The sequence below is a fragment of the Paenibacillus sp. RC67 genome (assembly GCF_030020805.1).
In the GTDB taxonomy this organism is placed as follows: Bacteria; Bacillota; Bacilli; order Paenibacillales; family NBRC-103111; genus Paenibacillus_S.
Map to the genome: position 1 here is coordinate 5,521,109 of NZ_CP125098.1, position 18,825 is coordinate 5,539,933.

General features: G+C 45.2%; 15 protein-coding genes and 1 other annotated feature. Of the genes, 5 read left to right on the top strand and 10 right to left on the bottom strand.

Features of this window, described 5'->3' with window-relative positions:
* Window positions 1-106 precede the first annotated feature (106 nt).
* Window positions 107-319, top strand: a binding site (T-box leader).
* Between the two features lie 208 nt (window positions 320-527).
* Window positions 528-1,700, top strand: a complete 1,173-nt coding sequence (locus tag QMA13_RS25115; RefSeq protein WP_282936453.1) for an aminotransferase class I/II-fold pyridoxal phosphate-dependent enzyme — start codon at window positions 528-530, stop codon at window positions 1,698-1,700.
* 106 nt (window positions 1,701-1,806) lie between these two features.
* Here the strand turns inward: QMA13_RS25115 and QMA13_RS25120 are convergent, their stop codons facing one another.
* The 9 genes from QMA13_RS25120 to QMA13_RS25160 form a co-directional block, all read right to left on the bottom strand.
* Window positions 1,807-3,135 (bottom strand): ABC transporter substrate-binding protein, encoded by a 1,329-nt coding sequence (locus tag QMA13_RS25120; RefSeq protein WP_282936454.1) that lies wholly within the window; start codon window positions 3,133-3,135, stop codon window positions 1,807-1,809.
* A 117-nt stretch (window positions 3,136-3,252) separates the two neighbouring features.
* Window positions 3,253-5,862 carry an exo-rhamnogalacturonan lyase family protein gene (locus tag QMA13_RS25125; protein WP_481858023.1) on the bottom strand — a complete coding sequence of 870 codons (2,610 nt, stop codon included), beginning with the start codon at window positions 5,860-5,862 and terminating at the stop codon, window positions 3,253-3,255.
* A gap of 44 nt (window positions 5,863-5,906) precedes the next feature.
* A complete protein-coding gene (locus QMA13_RS25130; protein WP_282936455.1) occupies window positions 5,907-6,593 on the bottom strand; it encodes a rhamnogalacturonan acetylesterase in 687 nt (228 codons plus the stop codon).
* 3 nt (window positions 6,594-6,596) lie between these two features.
* Window positions 6,597-7,298, bottom strand: coding sequence for a DUF1961 family protein (locus QMA13_RS25135; protein ID WP_282936456.1), 702 nt, complete (start codon window positions 7,296-7,298; stop codon window positions 6,597-6,599).
* A gap of 181 nt (window positions 7,299-7,479) precedes the next feature.
* Window positions 7,480-9,021 (bottom strand): extracellular solute-binding protein, encoded by a 1,542-nt coding sequence (locus tag QMA13_RS25140; RefSeq protein ID WP_282936457.1) that lies wholly within the window; start codon window positions 9,019-9,021, stop codon window positions 7,480-7,482.
* A gap of 156 nt (window positions 9,022-9,177) precedes the next feature.
* Window positions 9,178-10,062: a carbohydrate ABC transporter permease gene (locus QMA13_RS25145; RefSeq protein WP_282936458.1), complete on the bottom strand. Its 885-nt coding sequence runs from the start codon at window positions 10,060-10,062 to the stop codon at window positions 9,178-9,180.
* An 18-nt stretch (window positions 10,063-10,080) separates the two neighbouring features.
* Entirely contained in the window at window positions 10,081-10,986 is a 906-nt protein-coding gene (locus QMA13_RS25150; protein WP_481858247.1) for an ABC transporter permease, read from the bottom strand.
* A 297-nt stretch (window positions 10,987-11,283) separates the two neighbouring features.
* Window positions 11,284-13,614 carry a helix-turn-helix domain-containing protein gene (locus QMA13_RS25155; RefSeq protein WP_282936459.1) on the bottom strand — a complete coding sequence of 777 codons (2,331 nt, stop codon included), beginning with the start codon at window positions 13,612-13,614 and terminating at the stop codon, window positions 11,284-11,286.
* Between the two features lie 312 nt (window positions 13,615-13,926).
* The gene (locus QMA13_RS25160) at window positions 13,927-14,790 is read right to left on the bottom strand and encodes a VOC family protein (RefSeq protein WP_282936460.1); all 864 of its coding nucleotides are present in this window, start codon (window positions 14,788-14,790) and stop codon (window positions 13,927-13,929) included.
* A gap of 327 nt (window positions 14,791-15,117) precedes the next feature.
* On the opposite strand from QMA13_RS25160, the gene QMA13_RS36710 reads away from it, so the two are divergent.
* Together QMA13_RS36710 and QMA13_RS25165 are read left to right on the top strand one after the other, a co-directional pair.
* Window positions 15,118-15,447, top strand: a complete 330-nt coding sequence (locus QMA13_RS36710; protein WP_481858024.1) for a transposase — start codon at window positions 15,118-15,120, stop codon at window positions 15,445-15,447.
* Complete coding sequence (locus QMA13_RS25165; RefSeq protein ID WP_481858025.1) at window positions 15,444-16,295, top strand: IS3 family transposase; 852 nt, start codon at window positions 15,444-15,446, stop codon at window positions 16,293-16,295. The genes QMA13_RS36710 and QMA13_RS25165 overlap by 4 nt, the downstream gene beginning before the upstream one ends.
* Before the next feature lie 64 nt (window positions 16,296-16,359).
* Here QMA13_RS25165 and QMA13_RS25170 read toward each other — a convergent pair whose 3' ends face one another.
* Window positions 16,360-17,406, bottom strand: coding sequence for a glycoside hydrolase family 88/105 protein (locus QMA13_RS25170; protein WP_282936461.1), 1,047 nt, complete (start codon window positions 17,404-17,406; stop codon window positions 16,360-16,362).
* Window positions 17,407-17,752: 346 nt separating this feature from the next.
* Between QMA13_RS25170 and QMA13_RS25175 the strand changes: the two genes are divergently transcribed.
* Together QMA13_RS25175 and QMA13_RS25180 are read left to right on the top strand one after the other, a co-directional pair.
* Window positions 17,753-18,181: a cell wall hydrolase gene (locus tag QMA13_RS25175; RefSeq protein WP_282936462.1), complete on the top strand. Its 429-nt coding sequence runs from the start codon at window positions 17,753-17,755 to the stop codon at window positions 18,179-18,181.
* Window positions 18,182-18,398: 217 nt separating this feature from the next.
* The gene (locus tag QMA13_RS25180) at window positions 18,399-18,626 is read left to right on the top strand and encodes a hypothetical protein (protein ID WP_028549766.1); all 228 of its coding nucleotides are present in this window, start codon (window positions 18,399-18,401) and stop codon (window positions 18,624-18,626) included.
* The last annotated feature ends 199 nt before the right edge of the window (window positions 18,627-18,825 follow it).

An 18,825-nucleotide genomic window follows, 5' to 3' on the forward strand; every position in this document is an offset into this window, starting at 1 on the left:
TGTTATGGCATTAGACAACACCGAGCTGAAGCAGCAAACCCATTTTTTACAATAACCGATTGACAGGTAAAATCGACCGTGTTATAGTTTTCATTAATTTAGTGAACCAAAGACAGTGATGGGGAAAGTAAATAAGGCAGACCTCAAAGAGACCCGGGGATGGTGAGAGCCTGGGAGTGAAGCCTGATTGAAAGCCGCCCCGGAGTCGCCCTCTGAACTTTATAGTAGGAGAAGGCCGGTCTTCCGCCGTTACCGGAAAGAGTGGACATATTATTGTCAATTAGGGTGGTACCGCGTGAGCTAAGCTCTCGTCCCTTTCCGGGGATGGGGGCTTTTTTTGTTGTCCATGAACAGAAGCCTGCCCGGAAACACCTTTATCCGTTTCTCGTTATATGGCTTGGATCCAGCCGTCTAACTTGCAAGGGGTTGGCTTTATGATGTCAATTAGGGTGGTATCGCGTGAGCTCAAGCTCTCGTCCCTTTCCAGGGGCGGGGGCTTTTTATTTTGAAGAAAGCTGGTGAACGTTATGAATATGAATTGGTCCAATCGCATTTCTCCTACGGTTAGGGATCTTCCTCCTTCAGGCATTCGTCGTTTTTTTGACTTGGTTGCTGAGATGAAAGGTGTCATTTCGCTTGGTGTCGGCGAGCCTGATTTCGTGACACCATGGAATATTCGAGAAAACGGTATCGACTCCCTGCGTAAAGGTTATACCATGTACACATCCAATGCAGGATTGCTTGAATTGAGAGAAGAAATTGCTCTCCACTTGCACGGAAACCATGGAGTGAAGTATGAGCCGCGCAATGAGGTTCTCGTTACCGTCGGCGTTAGTGAGGCAGTGGATTTGGCTTTAAGAGCCATTCTGCATCCTGGGGACGAAGTACTGATCGCTGAGCCCTGCTACGTATCGTATTCTCCCTGCACGATTATGGCTGGTGGCGTTCCGGTGCCTCTTAGCACAAGTGCAGACAATGAATTTAGAATTACCGCCGAGCAGGTTGAAGCTGCGATAACCTCTCGAACCAAGGCTCTGCTAATCAACTATCCGAATAACCCCACCGGAGCTACAATGCCAAGGGAAGAGCTAGAAAAAATTGCAAAAGTGGTGGAAAAATACGATTTAATCGTCATATCCGATGAGGTGTACGAAAAGCTGACCTACGTCGGCCAACATACCTGCTTCGCCGAGCTGCCTGGCATGAGAGACCGTACGATCCTTCTCAACGGATTTTCCAAAGCTTACGCAATGACAGGCTGGAGACTCGGTTATGCCTGCGGCCATTCCGAAGTCATTGCAGCTATGACCAAGATTCATCAATACACCATGATTTGCGCACCCATCACAACTCAAAGGGCAGCTATCGAAGCGCTTCGCAACGGCTCTCATGAGGTGAACGAAATGGTCGCTTCCTACGATCAACGCAGACGACTTATACTAAAAGGCTTTGAAGAGATCGGTCTTCCCTGCTTCGAGCCCAAGGGTGCATTTTATGCCTTCCCTTCGATACAGCATACAGGCCTGACTTCTGAGCAATTCGCCGATCAACTGCTGGAGGATAAGAAGGTAGCTGTCGTCCCTGGCAATGTGCTGGGCTCATGCGGTGAGGGACATATTCGCTGCTCCTACGCTTCCTCGATCCAAAATATTACTGAGGCAATCGAACGAATGGGAAGCTTTGTACAGCGCTTTAAGTAAGGAGTACCCTAATATAAAAACAATCACCCCTCAGGTATCGTGGCCTGCTTGGAGGCTGTGATACCTTAAGGAGCGATTGCTTCACTCGCTAATGGTGCTAACTATCTTATTTTTTATTCAAGCTATCCAGCAGCTTGTTAGATTCTTCCTCTGCTGTACGCATGAAGGTATTGATATCCATGTCACCTGCGGATAGCTTGTTCAGGTTTTTCGTGTAAGTTCCAAGGATGGCGACTTGGCTCTCCTGGATGGTTTTATCGGCAATGGCCGGGAATTTGTTATAGAAGAACGCACCATAGTTTTTCCCTTTGAATGCACTTTCTTGCCCCAGCGCCTTTTGAATGGATTCATTTTTCAACGTCGTCATAATGCCTTTCTTAGAATATTCCATTTGATATTCGTCCGAAGTCAAGAATTTAATAACTTCCATAGCCGCATCTTTATCTTTAGCCGTCTTCGTTATGGCAAAATAGCCTGGATAGGATTGCGGTCCTACACCTGGAGCATCCGGCATAGTAGGCTCAGATACGACATCCCAGTTAAATTTGGACAATTCGTCCTTCATCACTTGAGGAAGTATCGGCGAGGAAATGAACATAGCCAGGGACTGGTCTTTGGCAAATTGGTTCAAATCGAGAATTTTGCCTTTATTGTTGGCCATCGCTTTTTGATAAACCGGATTCTGCGTCGGCTGAAGCAGCTGCAAATCCAATATTTGCTTCCATTTTTCGTTCGAAATGTTCGATCTCAGATCTTTGTTAAGCAGCGGCAATGAATACTGGTTGACCAAGAAAAGATGATTAACGGAAGGCGAGAATCCTGTGTAGGTCACTCCGTCCTTCTCTACGTTCAGTTTTTTGGCGATTTCATTCAGCTCGACCCAAGTCATGCCGTCCTTTGGATAAGGAACGTTCAGCTTATCGAAAATGTCTTTGTTATAGAATAACGCCATACGTTCATTGTACACAGGGAGTCCATATATCGCTCCATTCCCCAGCTGCTTCATAGCATCGATCAAGGAAGGCTCGAAGCGGCTTACATCTACTTGATGCTTTTTCATTAGCTCCGTCATGTCATAGCTCAGCTCAAATACCATATTGCTCCCTGGAAAGGAACCGATAGAATCCCACTGAATATCGATTCTTTGACCGGCATTGATCAAATCCTGCAGATCGCTACCCGTCGCTCTTTGTATGTATTTGATCGTGTAGTTCGGAAATTTCTTGCGAATTGCCTCACCGTAGCGGTCATTAAAGCTGGCTTCGGAGTCACGGCTCATCGAATAGAACACCAACTCTACTGGATCCTTGTTTTCCTTTACCGTAGAATCCTTGGTTTCCGGTGCACTAGCACCGTTACTTCCTCCGCCACAAGCGGTTGCAACCATGCTTACAGCGGCCAGCGCAGCCAATGTACCTACCATTTTCTTTTTCATATTGATATACCCCCTTCGTATTTATCCCAAATAGTGAAAAATATTACATCTAAGATTCACACAAAAGCCCGCTCAAATAAGTCGAACGAGCCTTGTGCTTTATCTGTGGTGTATTCGTTATTGATGTATCGCTGCATTTGCTGCTGCGGCTTTCTCTAAAGAGCTGCTGATTAATTCCATGCACACAATAGCATTAAGCGACCATTGGGAGATGGTGTTGGTAGCGATCCAAGGAATTTCATGGATCGGTCTGATGTACTCCAGAGTTCCTACCGGTTTTGTAATATCCGTAAGTTTGACCTGACCTACTTCATCTTTGAGTAAAATGCTCCATGCAAGCTCAGCCAAAGCTTCATCTTTGTTATGGACGGAAGCATATGCCGCAATACCGGTTGAGAACATAGGCCAAGCATAGCCGCCTTTACCAAGATCACCCACCAGTTTCGCACTCTTCTCTTCTCTAGGAAGATTATAAAACTCTCCGATCTCAACTAACATGCTTTCCCACTCGGCATCCTTCAGTATAAGAGCAAGCTCCATCCAAACCTGCGGACCTCCCATACAAATGGCCAAATGGCCGCCGGCATTATTGCCCATATCGTATAGCGTACCGGTTTTCGGATCATAGCCGTGAACAGCCAAGTTTTTCATTCGGTTCGGCATGTTTTTCAAGCTTTCTATGCCGACCAGCAGCTTGTCGCGATAAGTCGTATCCTCATGGCGTTCCCAACGGGTCAGCCAGTTCGAGCTGAAGGCAGCCCAATCCGGACCTACTCGGGCATGGGTCGGATACTCGTCTTTCGGGAAATAATAGCGCATTGGATCCAAATGTGCGGTCGTATAATCCGAATCCGTCACTTCATCCATGATATCCCCGATCCGTTCGTCCGCTGTTAAGTAATAGAAGAAACGGTGAAGACCTGCCATACCGATCCGAGCTTCCTTACAGCCACAGCCCCAATGGATAACGTTATGACGGGAGCCAAGTCCGGAATACTCGCCGAAGTGATACAGATCAACTTCACTGGTATGACGAGTCATAGCCTCAGCCATACGGAATATATCTTCACGTCCGGAACGAAGGAACATATACCAAAGCCACATATTCGGCACTAGCTCCGTATTTTGCCAAGCACAGCCCCCGATATCGTAACGCCATGTATGGCGGGTCGGGTCATACCCGTGCATTACGTCGCCGAAATCCCAAAAACCATACCATCTACGCTGCTCAATCTCTTCTTTGTAGAACTCGATAGCTGCGTCCAGCTGATCTTCAATTTTGGTATGAACCGCAGTGCTGCGGTTAGGAAGGCTCCAAACACCGAAAGCTTTGGCCTTATGATAATATTCCGGCTCGCATACTAGCAGAGACGGAGATTGGCATTCCAGCGCCGCTGCATGAAGAGTCTCGTGACTCGGCGTCTTGTCGAAGCACCAAATGGCCAGCTCGCTTGTGTTCGCGACACCAAACGGAGTGCTTCTCATTTCGTCAAAGCCTTCGTACGACGACTGTAAGTGCGTAGTTGTGTCATAATGGCGCAAATCCATTGGTTCTGCATCCGGAGACCAGAACCATACGGTCATTTCTGCCTCATCCTTGGAGGTGTGGTGGAGCTCAAGAGAGGAAGGATACTTCTTCCAGAAGTTGCGCACTCCTATGCCTAGTCCACCGTTCTCGCCGCCCGCATACACCGTTCCGAGAGAACGCTGCCCGAATGCGGCGCGAATCCATGCGCAGCCTTCTTGAGTGCGTTTGGTTATCGTGTACGAATCCGCTGTGCCTTGGACAAGCTTGAAGCTGTCCCATACCGCAGACTCTTCGATAAGTCCGATAAAACGTTCGTCTTCAACAGGGTCAAAGCTGACATTTTCACCCGCAGTCTGCCGTCTGAACAGTTCTTCATATTTACCTGTGGTGCGAATTGTCATTAGGTGCTTCGGCGATTCGCTGAACAAACCGCTATCCCCCGTAAACCGCACGTGACGATTATATAATGGTCCTTGCATAGGAACCTTGAATGTCATTCCGATTCCTTTGACAAAATCCATATGGGGATTGCCGTCATAAGCGAACGTGTGGATCGCCTTGATAGAATGCTGTTCTGCATAAAAATAAAAGCGCAGCGTGAAAGGCATCCATTCTCTTACACCATGATTCAGCTTATGCTTACCCTCAACCTTCACTACAGCTCGAACAGGCCCCTTTTGCTCTACCACAACCTTCGAAATAAAGCTTGTGAACGCATGCTCCTTGAAGGTCTTGCTTCCACCCGTCACATGACGCTCCTCACGAATGCATTGAAGCTTGCCGTCCGCGCATACGAGGGAACCTTCACGGTGAATGGATCGGATGATGGACTGCCCTTGGCGATTCAATTGGCAAACTATCGGTCCTGTATCTACAACAATCGTTTCTTCTGTTTCCGTCACCGTTACGACGGCTCCTGGCCCTGCAGAGCTTCCTCTGCTTAAATAGTATGTATCGGAGCGCTCCCTCTTAATAGAGGCTGCATGTGCTGACCACTTGACGCTTCCATCAGGCCAAAATGCCGTAGGCCAGCTCTGAACGGGAACATCCTCCCCGAGGGATCCGATCAAGGCTAATGATTCGCTGCGTTGAAGCTCTCCTTCTGCCCATGGAATACCCCATGTCACACCTAATCCATCGGAGACATGTCCGCTTTTCCCCAACCATTGCAGTTGAATTCGTTCTGCTTGTGCACCCACTGTTTTACCCTCTCCTTTATCGATGTGATAGCTTGAATTTCATCTCACGATCGTTTAATAAATCTTGTCAATTCAGGGCATATCTTGACCAGCTGCGACACAACGATCTTAGCGACTTCCCTGGCTCCCTGCTCATTAAAATGGGTGTTATCCCGGACGCCATCAGGATAATTCGGGTTCTCTCCAGGCTCAAGCCATACGAACAGCTGCTTGGAAGCTTCAGACCCTAATGAACGGTAAAGTTCATCCGTCTTTGCCTCCATATCGATCAGAAGTACCCTTTGCTCCGACGCCAGCTTCTTCATAGCTGCGGGATAGTCTCCATGTGTAGGGACAAGAACGCCTTTTTCATTAAAGTTTCTGCGGGCAACCGAGGTGAATAAAACGGGAGTCGCCCCTTTTCTACGAGCTGCCGCAATGTATTGGAGCAAGTGGTCCAAATATGAGGTGAACGGCTCGGTATGACGCTCTTCATCCGGCTTCTGATCGTTGTGACCGAACTGGATGAACAAATAGTCATCCTGATGAATGTTATCGGCTATCGGTTTAAGACGTCCCTCGTCCATAAAGCTCTTCGAGCTTCTTCCGCATGAGGCCTCGTTGTAGACTGCCACATCGTTAGTCAGCAATTCGCCGATCATTTGTCCCCAGCCCGCCATTGGTGATTGCTCCGGGGGATAGTTGGCCGCTGTGGAATCTCCGGCTATATAGAACCGTGTCTTTGGCTGCATAAGCTATCCTCTCTCCAATGCATAAACATGTAAATTCGCATATTCCCCAACCATAGGGGCTAATTGACGAAAACCGATTTTTCCACCTTCAAGTCGTTTGCCGTAGGTTAGTCCATCATCATTCCATTGGAATACAGGCATGTCATTGATCATGAATACGATTTCATCTTTCCATTTTAAAATTTTGATCTTGTATGGCCCTGATGCATCGCTAACCGAAGGAATCGGATCTCCTCCTTGAGCTACCAAGTGTAATCCGCGGCTTTTGCGCAGGTTGCAGGTATGGAAGCTTCGCTCATCGGCTTCTTTGCGTCGGAAATAGGATACATGGTAGGCGTTCATATCTCCGTTATGATATTGAGGATAAATGCCTGTCCGCGGTGCAAGGCTTGCATCGAACAAATCCTCACCGTTTGCCCCAGTTGCCGAGAAGAAGGTCATGCACAGTCCTGGTTCCCGAATCGGCCAAAAATCCCAAGTAATAGCAATGGAGTCCGGAAAGTGCTGCGGGCACCAGAATACAAAGTTCGCTTGCTGTCCCAGCTGAGGATCCAGCACATTTTCCATTCGCATTCTTTGCTGAGGGAAGCTGATGGCCGCTTGCCCTTCCATAATAAAGTTCTGCACATCCTGCTCACAGCTTAAAGGATTGTGATAGATGAGCTCGCCTAGCTGATATGGCAATGTTTCACTAATCGCAGTCATGTCTCTCCCCCTTAATCTAGTTTCTAATGTAACTGACATTGCCTTTTACAGCCATTGGATATTCTTGTGAAGCTGCCTATTATCGTTTAGACTTTGTTGCACTGCTTATCACTTCCTTGCAAAACCTTGTATTTAAGCAAGAAAATAGGCTGTGTCACAGGACACAGCCCTTTTGCTTTAGTTACTTTTTCGATGTTTGGTACAAGTCGTTGATTTCTTTTACATAATCGTCGCCACCGCTTTTTTTCCACAGCTCAACAGCTGCCTTAAAGCCCGCTTCATCAATTTGACCTACGATAAATTTGGTTCTAGCATCATTGATGATGTTATCCAATTGAGGTCCTTTTTGTGCATATACGTTGGAAACAAGAGGCTCAGCAGGGTTTGCAACTACGATCGATTCGTTTGCTTTTTGTACTTCGTTCGATTTAATACGAATTGGGGTTTGAACCACTTCATAGTATCTATTATCTGGAATACCCATGAACATTTGGTTCAAGCCGCTTACTTCCTGATCCATCAAAGCCGTATCCTTAATTGGCTCTATGCCGCCTTCTACTTTCTTGTAGTGCTTGCCTTCGATACCGTTGAAGCCCAGGTTTTGTGCTTCTGCTTCATTTAATTTATCCAAGAAACCAAGCACTTGGCGAAGATCCTTCTCTGTTTTCACAGTAGATTTGGAGATAACAAGCATACCTGCGTAACCTGAAGTAGGAAGCGCACGATTGCCTTTTGGACCGGAAACAGAGCCTAAGATATCCATAAAGTATTTGTTCTTATCATCCTTGCCTGCTTGCTGCAAAGCGTTGTGAATTTTGTCATCGATCCTTGCCGCATTATCTGTAACGTCAACCATAACGCCAGCTTGTCCATTTACGATTGGATCGGTCCATTTGTTGGAATCCATAACCGCAAAGTCCGCATTGATCAGCTTCTCGTCATACAGCTTCTTGAAGAACTTGAGAGCATCCATATACTCTGGAGCGTAGTGTGCAGGAATTAACTTACCGCTGGTATCCGTACCCCATTTATTCGGCACGCCGAACCACGTTTGCATAATATCGAAAGGACCGGTGTATTTGGAAATGACCATCCCGTAAGTATCGTTTTTGCCGTTTTTATCCGGATCTTGGGTTGTAAAGGCTTTCAGCATGTTGTAAAAATCGTCAATTGTCTTTGGCTCTTTCATCCCGAGATTATCCAGCCACTCTTTGCGGTACACAATACCATTTCTTCCAAGCGGTCTGGCGCGGTATACACCATACACTTTTCCATCAACGGAGATATTGTTGTTTACAATCTTATTGGCTTTGCTCAGGTTCGGGTAGTCTTTCAAATACGGGCCGACTTCCCAGAATGCCCCGGAACGCGCAGCGTTGATGAAGCTAGCTGTTTTATCTTTAATAACCATGACGGTAGGCAATTTACCGGATGCAAGAGTGATGTTCATTTTCTCCGCATAGGAGGAATCCGGTACCCATTCCAAATGCATTTTCGTATTGGTGAATTTCTCCAATTCCGCGACTACAGGGCTTCCATCCTTAGGAAATGTAGGCTTAAATGCAGGAAGCATGATGCTGAGCTCAAGTGGAGCAGAAGATGCGGAGGAACCGGTGTCCTTCCCTGCTGCTGGAGCCTTGTCTCCACAGCCAACTGCAGTAACCGCAATCGTCGAGATCATCACTCCGCTTACTAAACGTTTCAATTTCTTTTTGGATTCCATGAATAATTGCCTCCCTTTTTATCTTCATAAAGTATAACAATTTTAGCTAAATGATTGGCTTAAAATTTATAATAATTCGCACTACCGGATGGTATCCCCCTTTTTCTAGCAATGCGAAGAACTAATCGGTTATTAGGGATTTAATATCGCAGTGGTTTAGCCTTTAATTGAGCCTATCAACACGCCTTTAGCAAAATGTTTTTGCAAAAACGGATATACAAGCAAAATCGGAATGGTACCGACGACGATAACCGCCATTTTGATCGTTTGCTCTGGAGGCTGAACGAAGGTCGGGTCGAGCTGGCTCATATCCCCGATACTTCCCTGGGATAGCATAACGAGCTGTCTAAGCATAACCTGCAGCGGCCATTTATCCGGATCATTAATATACAGCAAAGCTGTGAAGAAATTGTTCCAGTGGCCTACGGCATAAAAGAGACCGAAGGTAGCGAGCACAGGCTTGGACAACGGGAGTACGATACGCCACAGAACACCGAGTTCGGTACAGCCGTCAATCTTAGCCGCTTCTTCAAGCCCAGGAGGCAGCTCCTGGAAAAAGTTTTTCACGACAATCAAGTTAAAAGCGCTTATCGCTCCCGGCAGCATCAATGCCCAATAGGAATCGAGCAAGCCCAGGTTTTTCACGACTAAGTATGTCGGAATCATCCCTCCGGAGAATAACATGGAGAACAGAACCATATTCAATATCGTATGGCGCCCCATCAAATCTTTTCTAGCTAAGGCATAGGCCATTGTAACGGTAAATATCAGGTTCACCAATGTACCCATCGCTGTCACATAGATCGAAACCAGGATGCTTCGGAACAACGTATCAGAAGAAAAAATGAATTGATAACCGGATAGCGAGAACGTCTTCGGTATAAGAAAGAACGCTCTTTGAGTCAATTCCGCCTCGGTGGCGAAGGAGCCCGCAATAACATAAAGGAAGGGCAGTATCGTTAAAATTCCAAGTAATCCGAGAATCGTATAATTGAACCCGTCGAACAAATTGCCTAGAAAGCTTCTATGATGTCTCCCCATAATCTCGAACCTCCCTTATTAATAAATGCCTGATTGCCCGAATCGTTTGGCCAAATAATTGCTTGTAAAGACGAGAATGACACCAACAATCGACTTGAATAATCCGACTGCCGTACTGTAGCTGAATGCTCCCTGCGTAATCCCCATCATATAGACATAAGTATCGAATACGTCGGCCACTTCCCTGTTCAGAGCATTGGTCATCAAGTAAATTTGCTCGAAGCCATTTTCCAGCACATCGCCGACTCTAAGAATTAACAAAATAATGATCGTGCTGCGAACGGAAGGAAGAGTGATGTGCCACATCTGGCGCCAGCGGTTAGCCCCATCCACGATAGCTGCTTCATACTGCTCCGTATCTACTCCCGCCAAGGCAGCAAGGAAAATGATTGTCCCCCAACCGCATTCCTTCCACATCGTTTGCAAAATAATGAGAGGTCTGAACCATTCCGGATTGGATAGAAAATCAATCTTATGTCCGGTATATTGCTCCAGCATGCTGTTGACAATACCGCCTTCGGTCGTTAAAAAAACGTATGAAATACTGGCCACAATAACCATGGATATAAAATGCGGCACATAAATGAGCGTTTGAATCGTCCGCTTATAGAGGTCTTTACGAATCTCGTTCAGCAGCAGTGCGATAACAATCGGAGCCGGAAAAAAGAACACCAGATTATATAAAGAAAGCAGCAGCGTATTTCTCAGCAAGCGGACAAAATCCGGATTTTGAAAGAAGTTGCGGAAATGATCGAAGCCAACCCATTCACTGTTCCAAAAGCCTGTAAAAGGCTGATAGTTTTTAAAAGCAAGCAGCACGCCCCACATAGGCACATATTTAAAGATGAGGAAGTACAGCAAGCCGGGCAATAAAAGAATATACATCCATTTGTCTCTTTTTAACCGATTGAGGAATAGGTCCATGGTACTTTGTTTTTTACGCACCTTCATTTGGATGTTGTCTGTCGTTGTTGTGTGTCCCATAGTTTCACTCCTTATTCGAATATCCTATTTATGCTGTGACAAGTTTCGACCTTTAACGATACATTAAGACTTGTTTCGTCGTTCGGTTAAGTCATAGTCACATTGTGTTGTATGGGACATTTGTTTTCAATTAGATATTCTTGTTTTGGTCTGGTTTGGCTTGTTGTACTTCTTTTGCAAACCTACTCTTTTTTTGTTAAAAAAAGAAAAAACCCGCTCCACAAGCGGGTTTCCGGGCTACGCTTTACGACTCATGTCGCGATATTGACTTGGTGTGACGCCTTCGTATTTTTTGAAAATACGGTTGAAATAACTATGCTGGTATCCGACTTTTTCCGACACCTCGTTAATCTTCAGCTCGGAATTGCGCAGCATTTCCTTTGCTTTTTCCATACGGAGATCCGTTAAGTAATCAATGAAATTTTTGCCTGAGACTTGCTTGAAGGTTCGGCTCATCACAAAGGCATTCGTGCCGCAGTGATCCGCACAGCTGTCCAGTGAAATATCGTTCATGTAATTAGCTTGGATATAGAGCATGGCTTGCTCGATCATTTTCTTAATTTGGAAATCCGCGCGATTTTCCATCGCTTCAATAAACGGATTAATGACTTTATTCATAAACCATTGTTCGATCTGCTCCGGCTCTTTCAGCGTGGAGAGCTGTTCGAATAAATTCGCGGACTTGAACAATTGATTCGGATTAAGACCGGATTGCATAATAGCGTGCTCGAGGGATCCAAGCAGATTCATCATCCCCTGCTGCACATCCATTTCCTTGACTCCATCTGCAGCAACGGCATCCATGAAAGCATGCACATGGTGTCTTGCTTCGTCTGCTTGTCCCATCCGCATCGCTTGAATAATATCTCTTTCCAAGGTAAAAGGATACTGAAAAGACTGGTGCTCCTCCATTTTGCTCAAAGCCTCCAGATCAATGATCTGGTTCTCTTTACTGAAATTCCGATAGCTCATGGCAAGCTTCGCTTCTTCGAACAAGAAAGGAATTTCCCTGATCTTTCTCGTAGCTTTACCTAGTGTTATAGTAACCTGCATCTTGAGAATTTGATTGATGGTTTTCATTAAAGTATCGCTTAATTGAAGCAGCTCATTTTTAAACGACTGTCCTTCTGGAATATTGATCATAAGTCCGACAGTTAAATTATGGAAATTAATGACATGACAATGCTCAAACCGTTCGCTAGCAAGCTCCTCGACCATATTGGCTGCGGCAAAAGTTATAAGTCCTTCATCCCCATGTGAAAATCGGCCAACGGTATCCAATTCCGTCATTCCAACCAATTGAATATAAAGTACAATATATTGGCGTTGATCCGTATTCCAGCCGTAGTGATTCATTCGTTCCATAAGATCGGCTTCCGAATAAGCGGATAAATATCCCTGGATAAGCTGAAGCAGGAAGCCCTCCTTCACCTGCGGCAGCTGGTTCTCCAGCTTCGTCTGCAGCTCCAGACTTTCCCGATTTAAATGCTGCCAATGCTTCTCGATCAGTTCAAATTCATTACCGTACGTCTGGTTCCCACCGTTCAATAAACCAACAAGCTGGTTTAACGGAGAATATATTTTGCGTGAAGCAAGCCACGACAGCACAGCCGCCAGAAGCAGTCCTGCACAGCTAACAAGTATAATGGCTTGAGAAAGAAAAACGATAGGCTTTTTAATAGCACTAGTAGGAGCAATAGAAACATAGATCCACTTATTACCGATTCGATCCAACGCTCCGACAGATACCGAATACGTATTTTTATCCCATTTATACAGGAAAGATGCTTGCTCTACATTGCGACTGAGCACTTCCTTTTTAACTGCTTCAATCAAGGTGGATGCCTGTTTGTTCTCTTCTGTTGAAATCAGAATATCTCCGTCTTCCTGCATCATGAACGCTTCCCCTTCATCATAAGGAGCAACCGTTTTCAATAGAGAGACGACATTATCACGGTCCAGACGTGCTACCATGAGTCCGAAAGGCTCGGATGTGCCACCGGGGATTTTATGGACAAGGGCCACATCATTTCCCGTTTGGTTTTTAGTCAAAGTTGGAAGCGTGGTCCAATATACATTAGGTCCATTTTCACTGGCTCGTTTAACCTGGTTCCATTCATCCGTATTTTTATCCATTACACTGATCTCTGGGTTAAAGTGAACCGGGAGCAACCCATCGATGTACAAATCCAATCGCTTGGCTAATGGCATGGCACCTTGCATCAACACAATCGTTTTGGAAATATCTCTTGTGAGTAAGAACTGGCGATAAAAATCGACTTCCTTCAAAGTATAATCAAACTTGGTATCCAACGCCCCATGTGACATGGATAGCTCCATATTTGCAAACTGCCCGTCAATATTTTCCGCTCTCTTAATAATTTGATTTTTATGCAGCTGAAGCAGCTCGTTCTCTATCCGGCCACCGACAAACCAGTAGATTAAAGCTCCAGTTATCAATCCTGGGATACTGGCAATGATCAGAATAAGGACAAGCATTTTCCGATAATGTGTCCCTTTCCCTCCATAAAAGCTGGAGCCCCAGTTAGTCAAGCGCTTCATCATCATACCGAGCAATCCAATTCACCACCACGAAGTATAAAGTAATTAGTCACGTTCTGAAAGGAAGCACCATTGAAAAAAATTACCTTTTCTTACATCATTCTATTACTACCATACCTTTATTTGTTTTTGTTTTCAACCGTTTTATTTTGAAATAATACAAAGATGTTTGTTTGTTTGGAATATTCTTTAAACGTCGCCTGTAATGAGAAAACCTCTATCACGGCTGTTCACAATGAACGACCGCGTAGAGGTAGGTTGTAATGCCAATGACAAAATCGTCTCCAAATATGATACGCCTGTTGAGAGCCAACCAGGTTACTTGACGATGAAGCGTATGCCTATCCCGGATGGATCTTGGGTTTGCATTGCCCGCTCCTGCTGTTTGACAGTTATTCCTGCACTCCTAAGCTGCTCCAGTGTCTTCAGCCATTCAGAATCATCGGGAAGAACAATTGTGAAATACTCAATGCCGGTCGCGTTCGGAGGAGGTGAGGAAACGCCGTTTCCTGCCCATATATTCAAGCCGATATGATGATGATACCCTCCCGCGGAAATGAAGAGTGCCCCCATCTGCCTCATAACATCGGATGTAATATCAAAACCAAGCACATCACAATAAAAATGTTTGGACCTGAGCAAATCTCCAACGTGAAAATGAACGTGCCCGATCGTTGTTCCCGCAGGCAGCTTGCCCTCTTTACTACCCTTGACCTCATTCAATAGTCCGTCCCAGTCGATCGGATCCGTCGCCATTTTGTAATATCCTTGTACGTCTCTCTCCCACGTCTCTCGTGGGCGATCCCTGTAAATTTCAATTCCGTGATGATCCGGATCCGTAATATAAAGTGCCTCGCTGACCAAATGGTCCGCTTGACCGATATGAATCCCGGATTCAATAAGCCTCTGTAGTACAACACCCAAATCTTTGCGTGTCGGCAGCAGCAATGCAAAGTGATACAGCCCGCTGGCAGATCTCCTCGGAACCCCCACGGCATTCGGGATTTCTTCGAGAATGAGCAGCGTATTTTTCCCGTCCACTGTCAATTCAGCGGTTTTGCTGCTCTGCTTGAGAACACTAAAACCTACAACTTCTTCGTAAAATTGAAGGGATCGGTTTAAATCGCTTACCCTTAAGCAGATCTCCCCAAGCTCCATTGCCGGATGAATGGCATATGACATAAGAAAATTCACCTCCGTTTAAATATACAGATATCTGCCGCTCCACTTATGAAGCGAAAATACAATCAATGCCATTTTCTTATTGTCATAAATGTTAGGTACCCTCGATCTCATAATGTTCACTTATTATAACCCAGTAAACAGCTCGAAACAATGTAATATCATATCATTTTGTAACTCAATTACTATTTGTAATCGAATTCATATCGGGGAAATATGGGAAAAAAGAAAAAACCTGCAGAGTGGTATTATCCCCTTCAAGTAGACACTCAAAAAAACCTTCATGTTATCATGGAGGCTTGAGTGCCACTTGGAGGGGATTTTTTCATGGCTAAAAAAGGACAAACATTTCAAACGTATACAGAAGAATTCAAATTAAAGGCGGTTAGAGCGTATGTAGAGGGTTCTGCGAGTTACAAGGTGGTAGCTCAGCGAGAAGGGATCCGTAACTGTTCTCAACTGAAGGTGTGGGTGAGGAAATGGCAAAACGGAGAGTCGTTCGATGTGCGTAAAAGTGAGCCAAATCCAATGAAAGGGCGGCCACGCACGTCCTTCCAAAGCATTGAGGAAGAACGAGATTACCTGAAGGTGCAGGTGGATTACTTAAAAAAGCGGTATCCAAATCTAGTAAAGGAGAAGCGCCAACCCAACGAATGAATTATGAAATCATGGAGGAGCTGCGCCACCAGCACGGCATTACAGTCCTGTTAGCTATTGCGGGAATACCACGGGCCAGTTATTACAAATGGAGAGCCACACAGCCTCAGCGAAAGGCAAGTCAAGAAAAGGATCATGAGATCAAGGAACACATGATGGCCATCCATTTTGCACATCCCTACTATGGCTACCCTCGGATGACGACCGCCTTGTGGGAGGCTGGCTACAAAGTAAATCACAAGAAAGTATGCCGGATCATGAAAGAATTATCGATCCAGTCGGTCATACGTAGGAAGCGGAAACAGTCCAACTACACGCCTTCTGTTGTGTATCCAAATCGTTTAAAGCGACAATTCCATGCTACGGCACCGCAGCAAAAAATGGTCACGGATATTACCTATATTTCCGATGGAACGAATTTCCATTACTTATCTGTTATTCAAGATCTTTTCAACAACGAGATTGTCGCTTGGCAATTGTCTGAACGTAACGATCTCCAGCTTGTGCTGGATACGATTACGCAGTGGACAAGAAAAAGAGACGTCTCAGAGGCCGTGCTCCATTCGGACCAGGGCTTCCAATACACGTCTCAGGCGTACAACACACGATTAGAGGCATTCGGCGTTAAAGGCAGCCACTCTCGCAAAGCAACCTGCCTGGATAACGCGTGCATCGAATCCTTCTTTTCGCATCTCAAAACAGAGAAGTTGTACCTCAACCAGTTTAAATCAGGAGCGGCAATTCGGCAAGCCGTGGAAGAATATATTTACGAGTACAACTACCACCGTTTTCAAGCCAAATTAAAACAACGTGCACCGATAGAGTACCGGTGCGCGTTGGCAGCTTAGCTTTTTTCATCTGTCTACTTGACAGGGGTATGACCAGAGGTGCAGGTTTTTTAAAAATACTATTTTACTCGGTTACTTTCCATTTATAAGTAAGCAATGAGGACAAGAAGACGAGTGCAAGACCTTGTCCCCAGCCTTGAATGCGCTGATTGGCAACCCCTTTATATCCATCGGCATCCTTCATAACGGCTGTTCCTGCCGAAACTCCGTTTACCGTTCCGTTAGCGCTCACCCGACCCAGTACTCCATCAATCGCCTTCTGAATCTGCTTGTTGTAAAGTGGCGAACCGATAGCTTCGTTGAATCGAACTAAACCTGCCGCCAGACCCGCCGAGCCCGATGTTTCCGTATAAGCCGTCGGATCATTCAGTACCGTGTGCCATAAACCGTCTTCCGCTTGAAGGCGAACTACCGTACTAAGCTGATCTCTGAGAGAATCGTAGATTTTCATATAGCCAGGATGGGTAACCTCAACGATAGCCAATGCTTGACCCATCGTGTAAGCTGCCCAGCTGTTGCCTCTAGCCCAGTACACAGAAGACATGTTGTTCTGCACGATATTGTCCCACCCATGGTAGTACAGGTTTGTATCCATATTTTGCAAAAATCTTTCATGACCATGGTATTGAAGCAAGCCATCCTCGAGGAAATCGTTACGATTGAGCATGGTCCCGATGCGAATCAGGAAATACCCTGCCATGAACATCGTATCCACCCATGCTTGCTCCGGAAAATAATAGTTTTGAGAAACCGTATGCTGAAAAATACCGTCGGCAAAGCGCACTGCATCATTTTTCAAATGCTCCGCCATTTTAATGGCGGTGTCCAGATACTCTTCTTTCTTGGTTACTTCGTACAAGCTGAGCAGCGTATGACCGATGGAAACCGCATTGACGGTTAATGGAGGGATACCTTCTTCCAGCTGCTCATCCACCCATTTTGTCATAATATTCAAATAGGCTTCATTCTTGGTGGCGGCATAAGCGCAGCTAATTCCGTAGTAAGCAACGCCAGCAGGCCAGTCCCATGTAAAATCCATATTGCTCGTTCTTTCTACGATTCGATCCAAGGTTTGTTTAATTGTTTCTACATCAAATTGAAGGTTTGGCATTGTGATCTTCCTCTCTTATTTTCAACTAGTTAACTAGTGATTGGTTTTAATGTATGGCTTATGTAATATATTTGCCTTGATTTGCATACCTTGCCTTGTACAAAGCTGTTCCAAGTCAAACATGAGATTCCCCTCCTGTATCGTTATCCCATCTTCTTTAATTAACCTTATACGATGCCAGTTTAGAACACAATTACACAATTTTGATTAAGCTATGAATTGTACTTGCACTATTTTGAATTCTTGAGACTTCCTTGCCAAAGTACGACAGGACAGTCCTTGTCGCCTCATAAATCGACCTTAAACCACATATGTTATGGATAAATCCGAATAAGGAGGTGAAACCATGGCTGTTGTAAAAGCCAGGGAACAGGATGTCAATTTGCTGGCAAGATTGCTCCGTGCTGAAGCCGAAGGCGAGGGAGAACAGGGGATGCTGCTCGTAGGGAACGTAGGCATTAACCGAATTCGTTCGAACTGCTCCGACTTTAAAGGGCTGCGGACCATTCCGCAAATGGTGTACCAGGAGCACGCCTTTGAAGCAGTACAGCATGGTTATTTCTATCAATCGCCAAGGGAAAGAGAAAGACGTTTGGCCCAACGGTCGATAAATGGAGAAAGATTGTGGCCAGGGAAATACAGCTTGTGGTATTTCAGACCCGCAGGAGACTGTCCAGCTACTTGGTATAATCAACCGCTGGTAGGTCGTTGGAAATTGCATTGCTTCTATCAGCCAACAGGAGAAGAATGCGAGAACATCTATAATACTTATTAAATCGGCCCCTCGCAGCGGCGGAGAAAAATATTTTTCTTCTCTCTCTGCGAGGTTTTTTCATATTTTGTGTAACCTTTTCCAGCTATCATCCGTCTTATGATATAGTTAGAGAAAAAAATAATAGTTTCTGTAGTAAAATTGTAAAACTTTTTTAATGTTATTTTAATAATCGTAATATATCCTATTTACATATCCAATATTAGGTTGGTGATCATTGATGAAACTATTTATTACTGTCCAAAACAAAACCGTACCCGTATACACCGATGAGAAAACAAGTAAAAAATTTAATTTATTAAAATCCGCTTTGGAATCTAAAGTAACCAAAGGGAGAAAAGCAATTAAAAAATGTCTCGATTCGCTCATCAGTATCGAAATCGTCGGGTGCGAAGCCATTCTTCATTCTCTTAATGAACGTGATTCACTTGCGTTGTCTCTCTACTAAGAGATAACCGCCGCAGAACGCTTATTCAGCTTCTTATTTACTATACGTTTGTCTCCTGGAGGGTCTCAGCCGACCCTCTTATTTCCATTCTTCTCCCTTGCTATTCCCTTAGACCCAACACTACACTTGTTCGCATTTTCCCTTTTCGTATACAATGATAGGACAGCTATATTTTCCGTTGATTAAGGGAAGAGTGAAT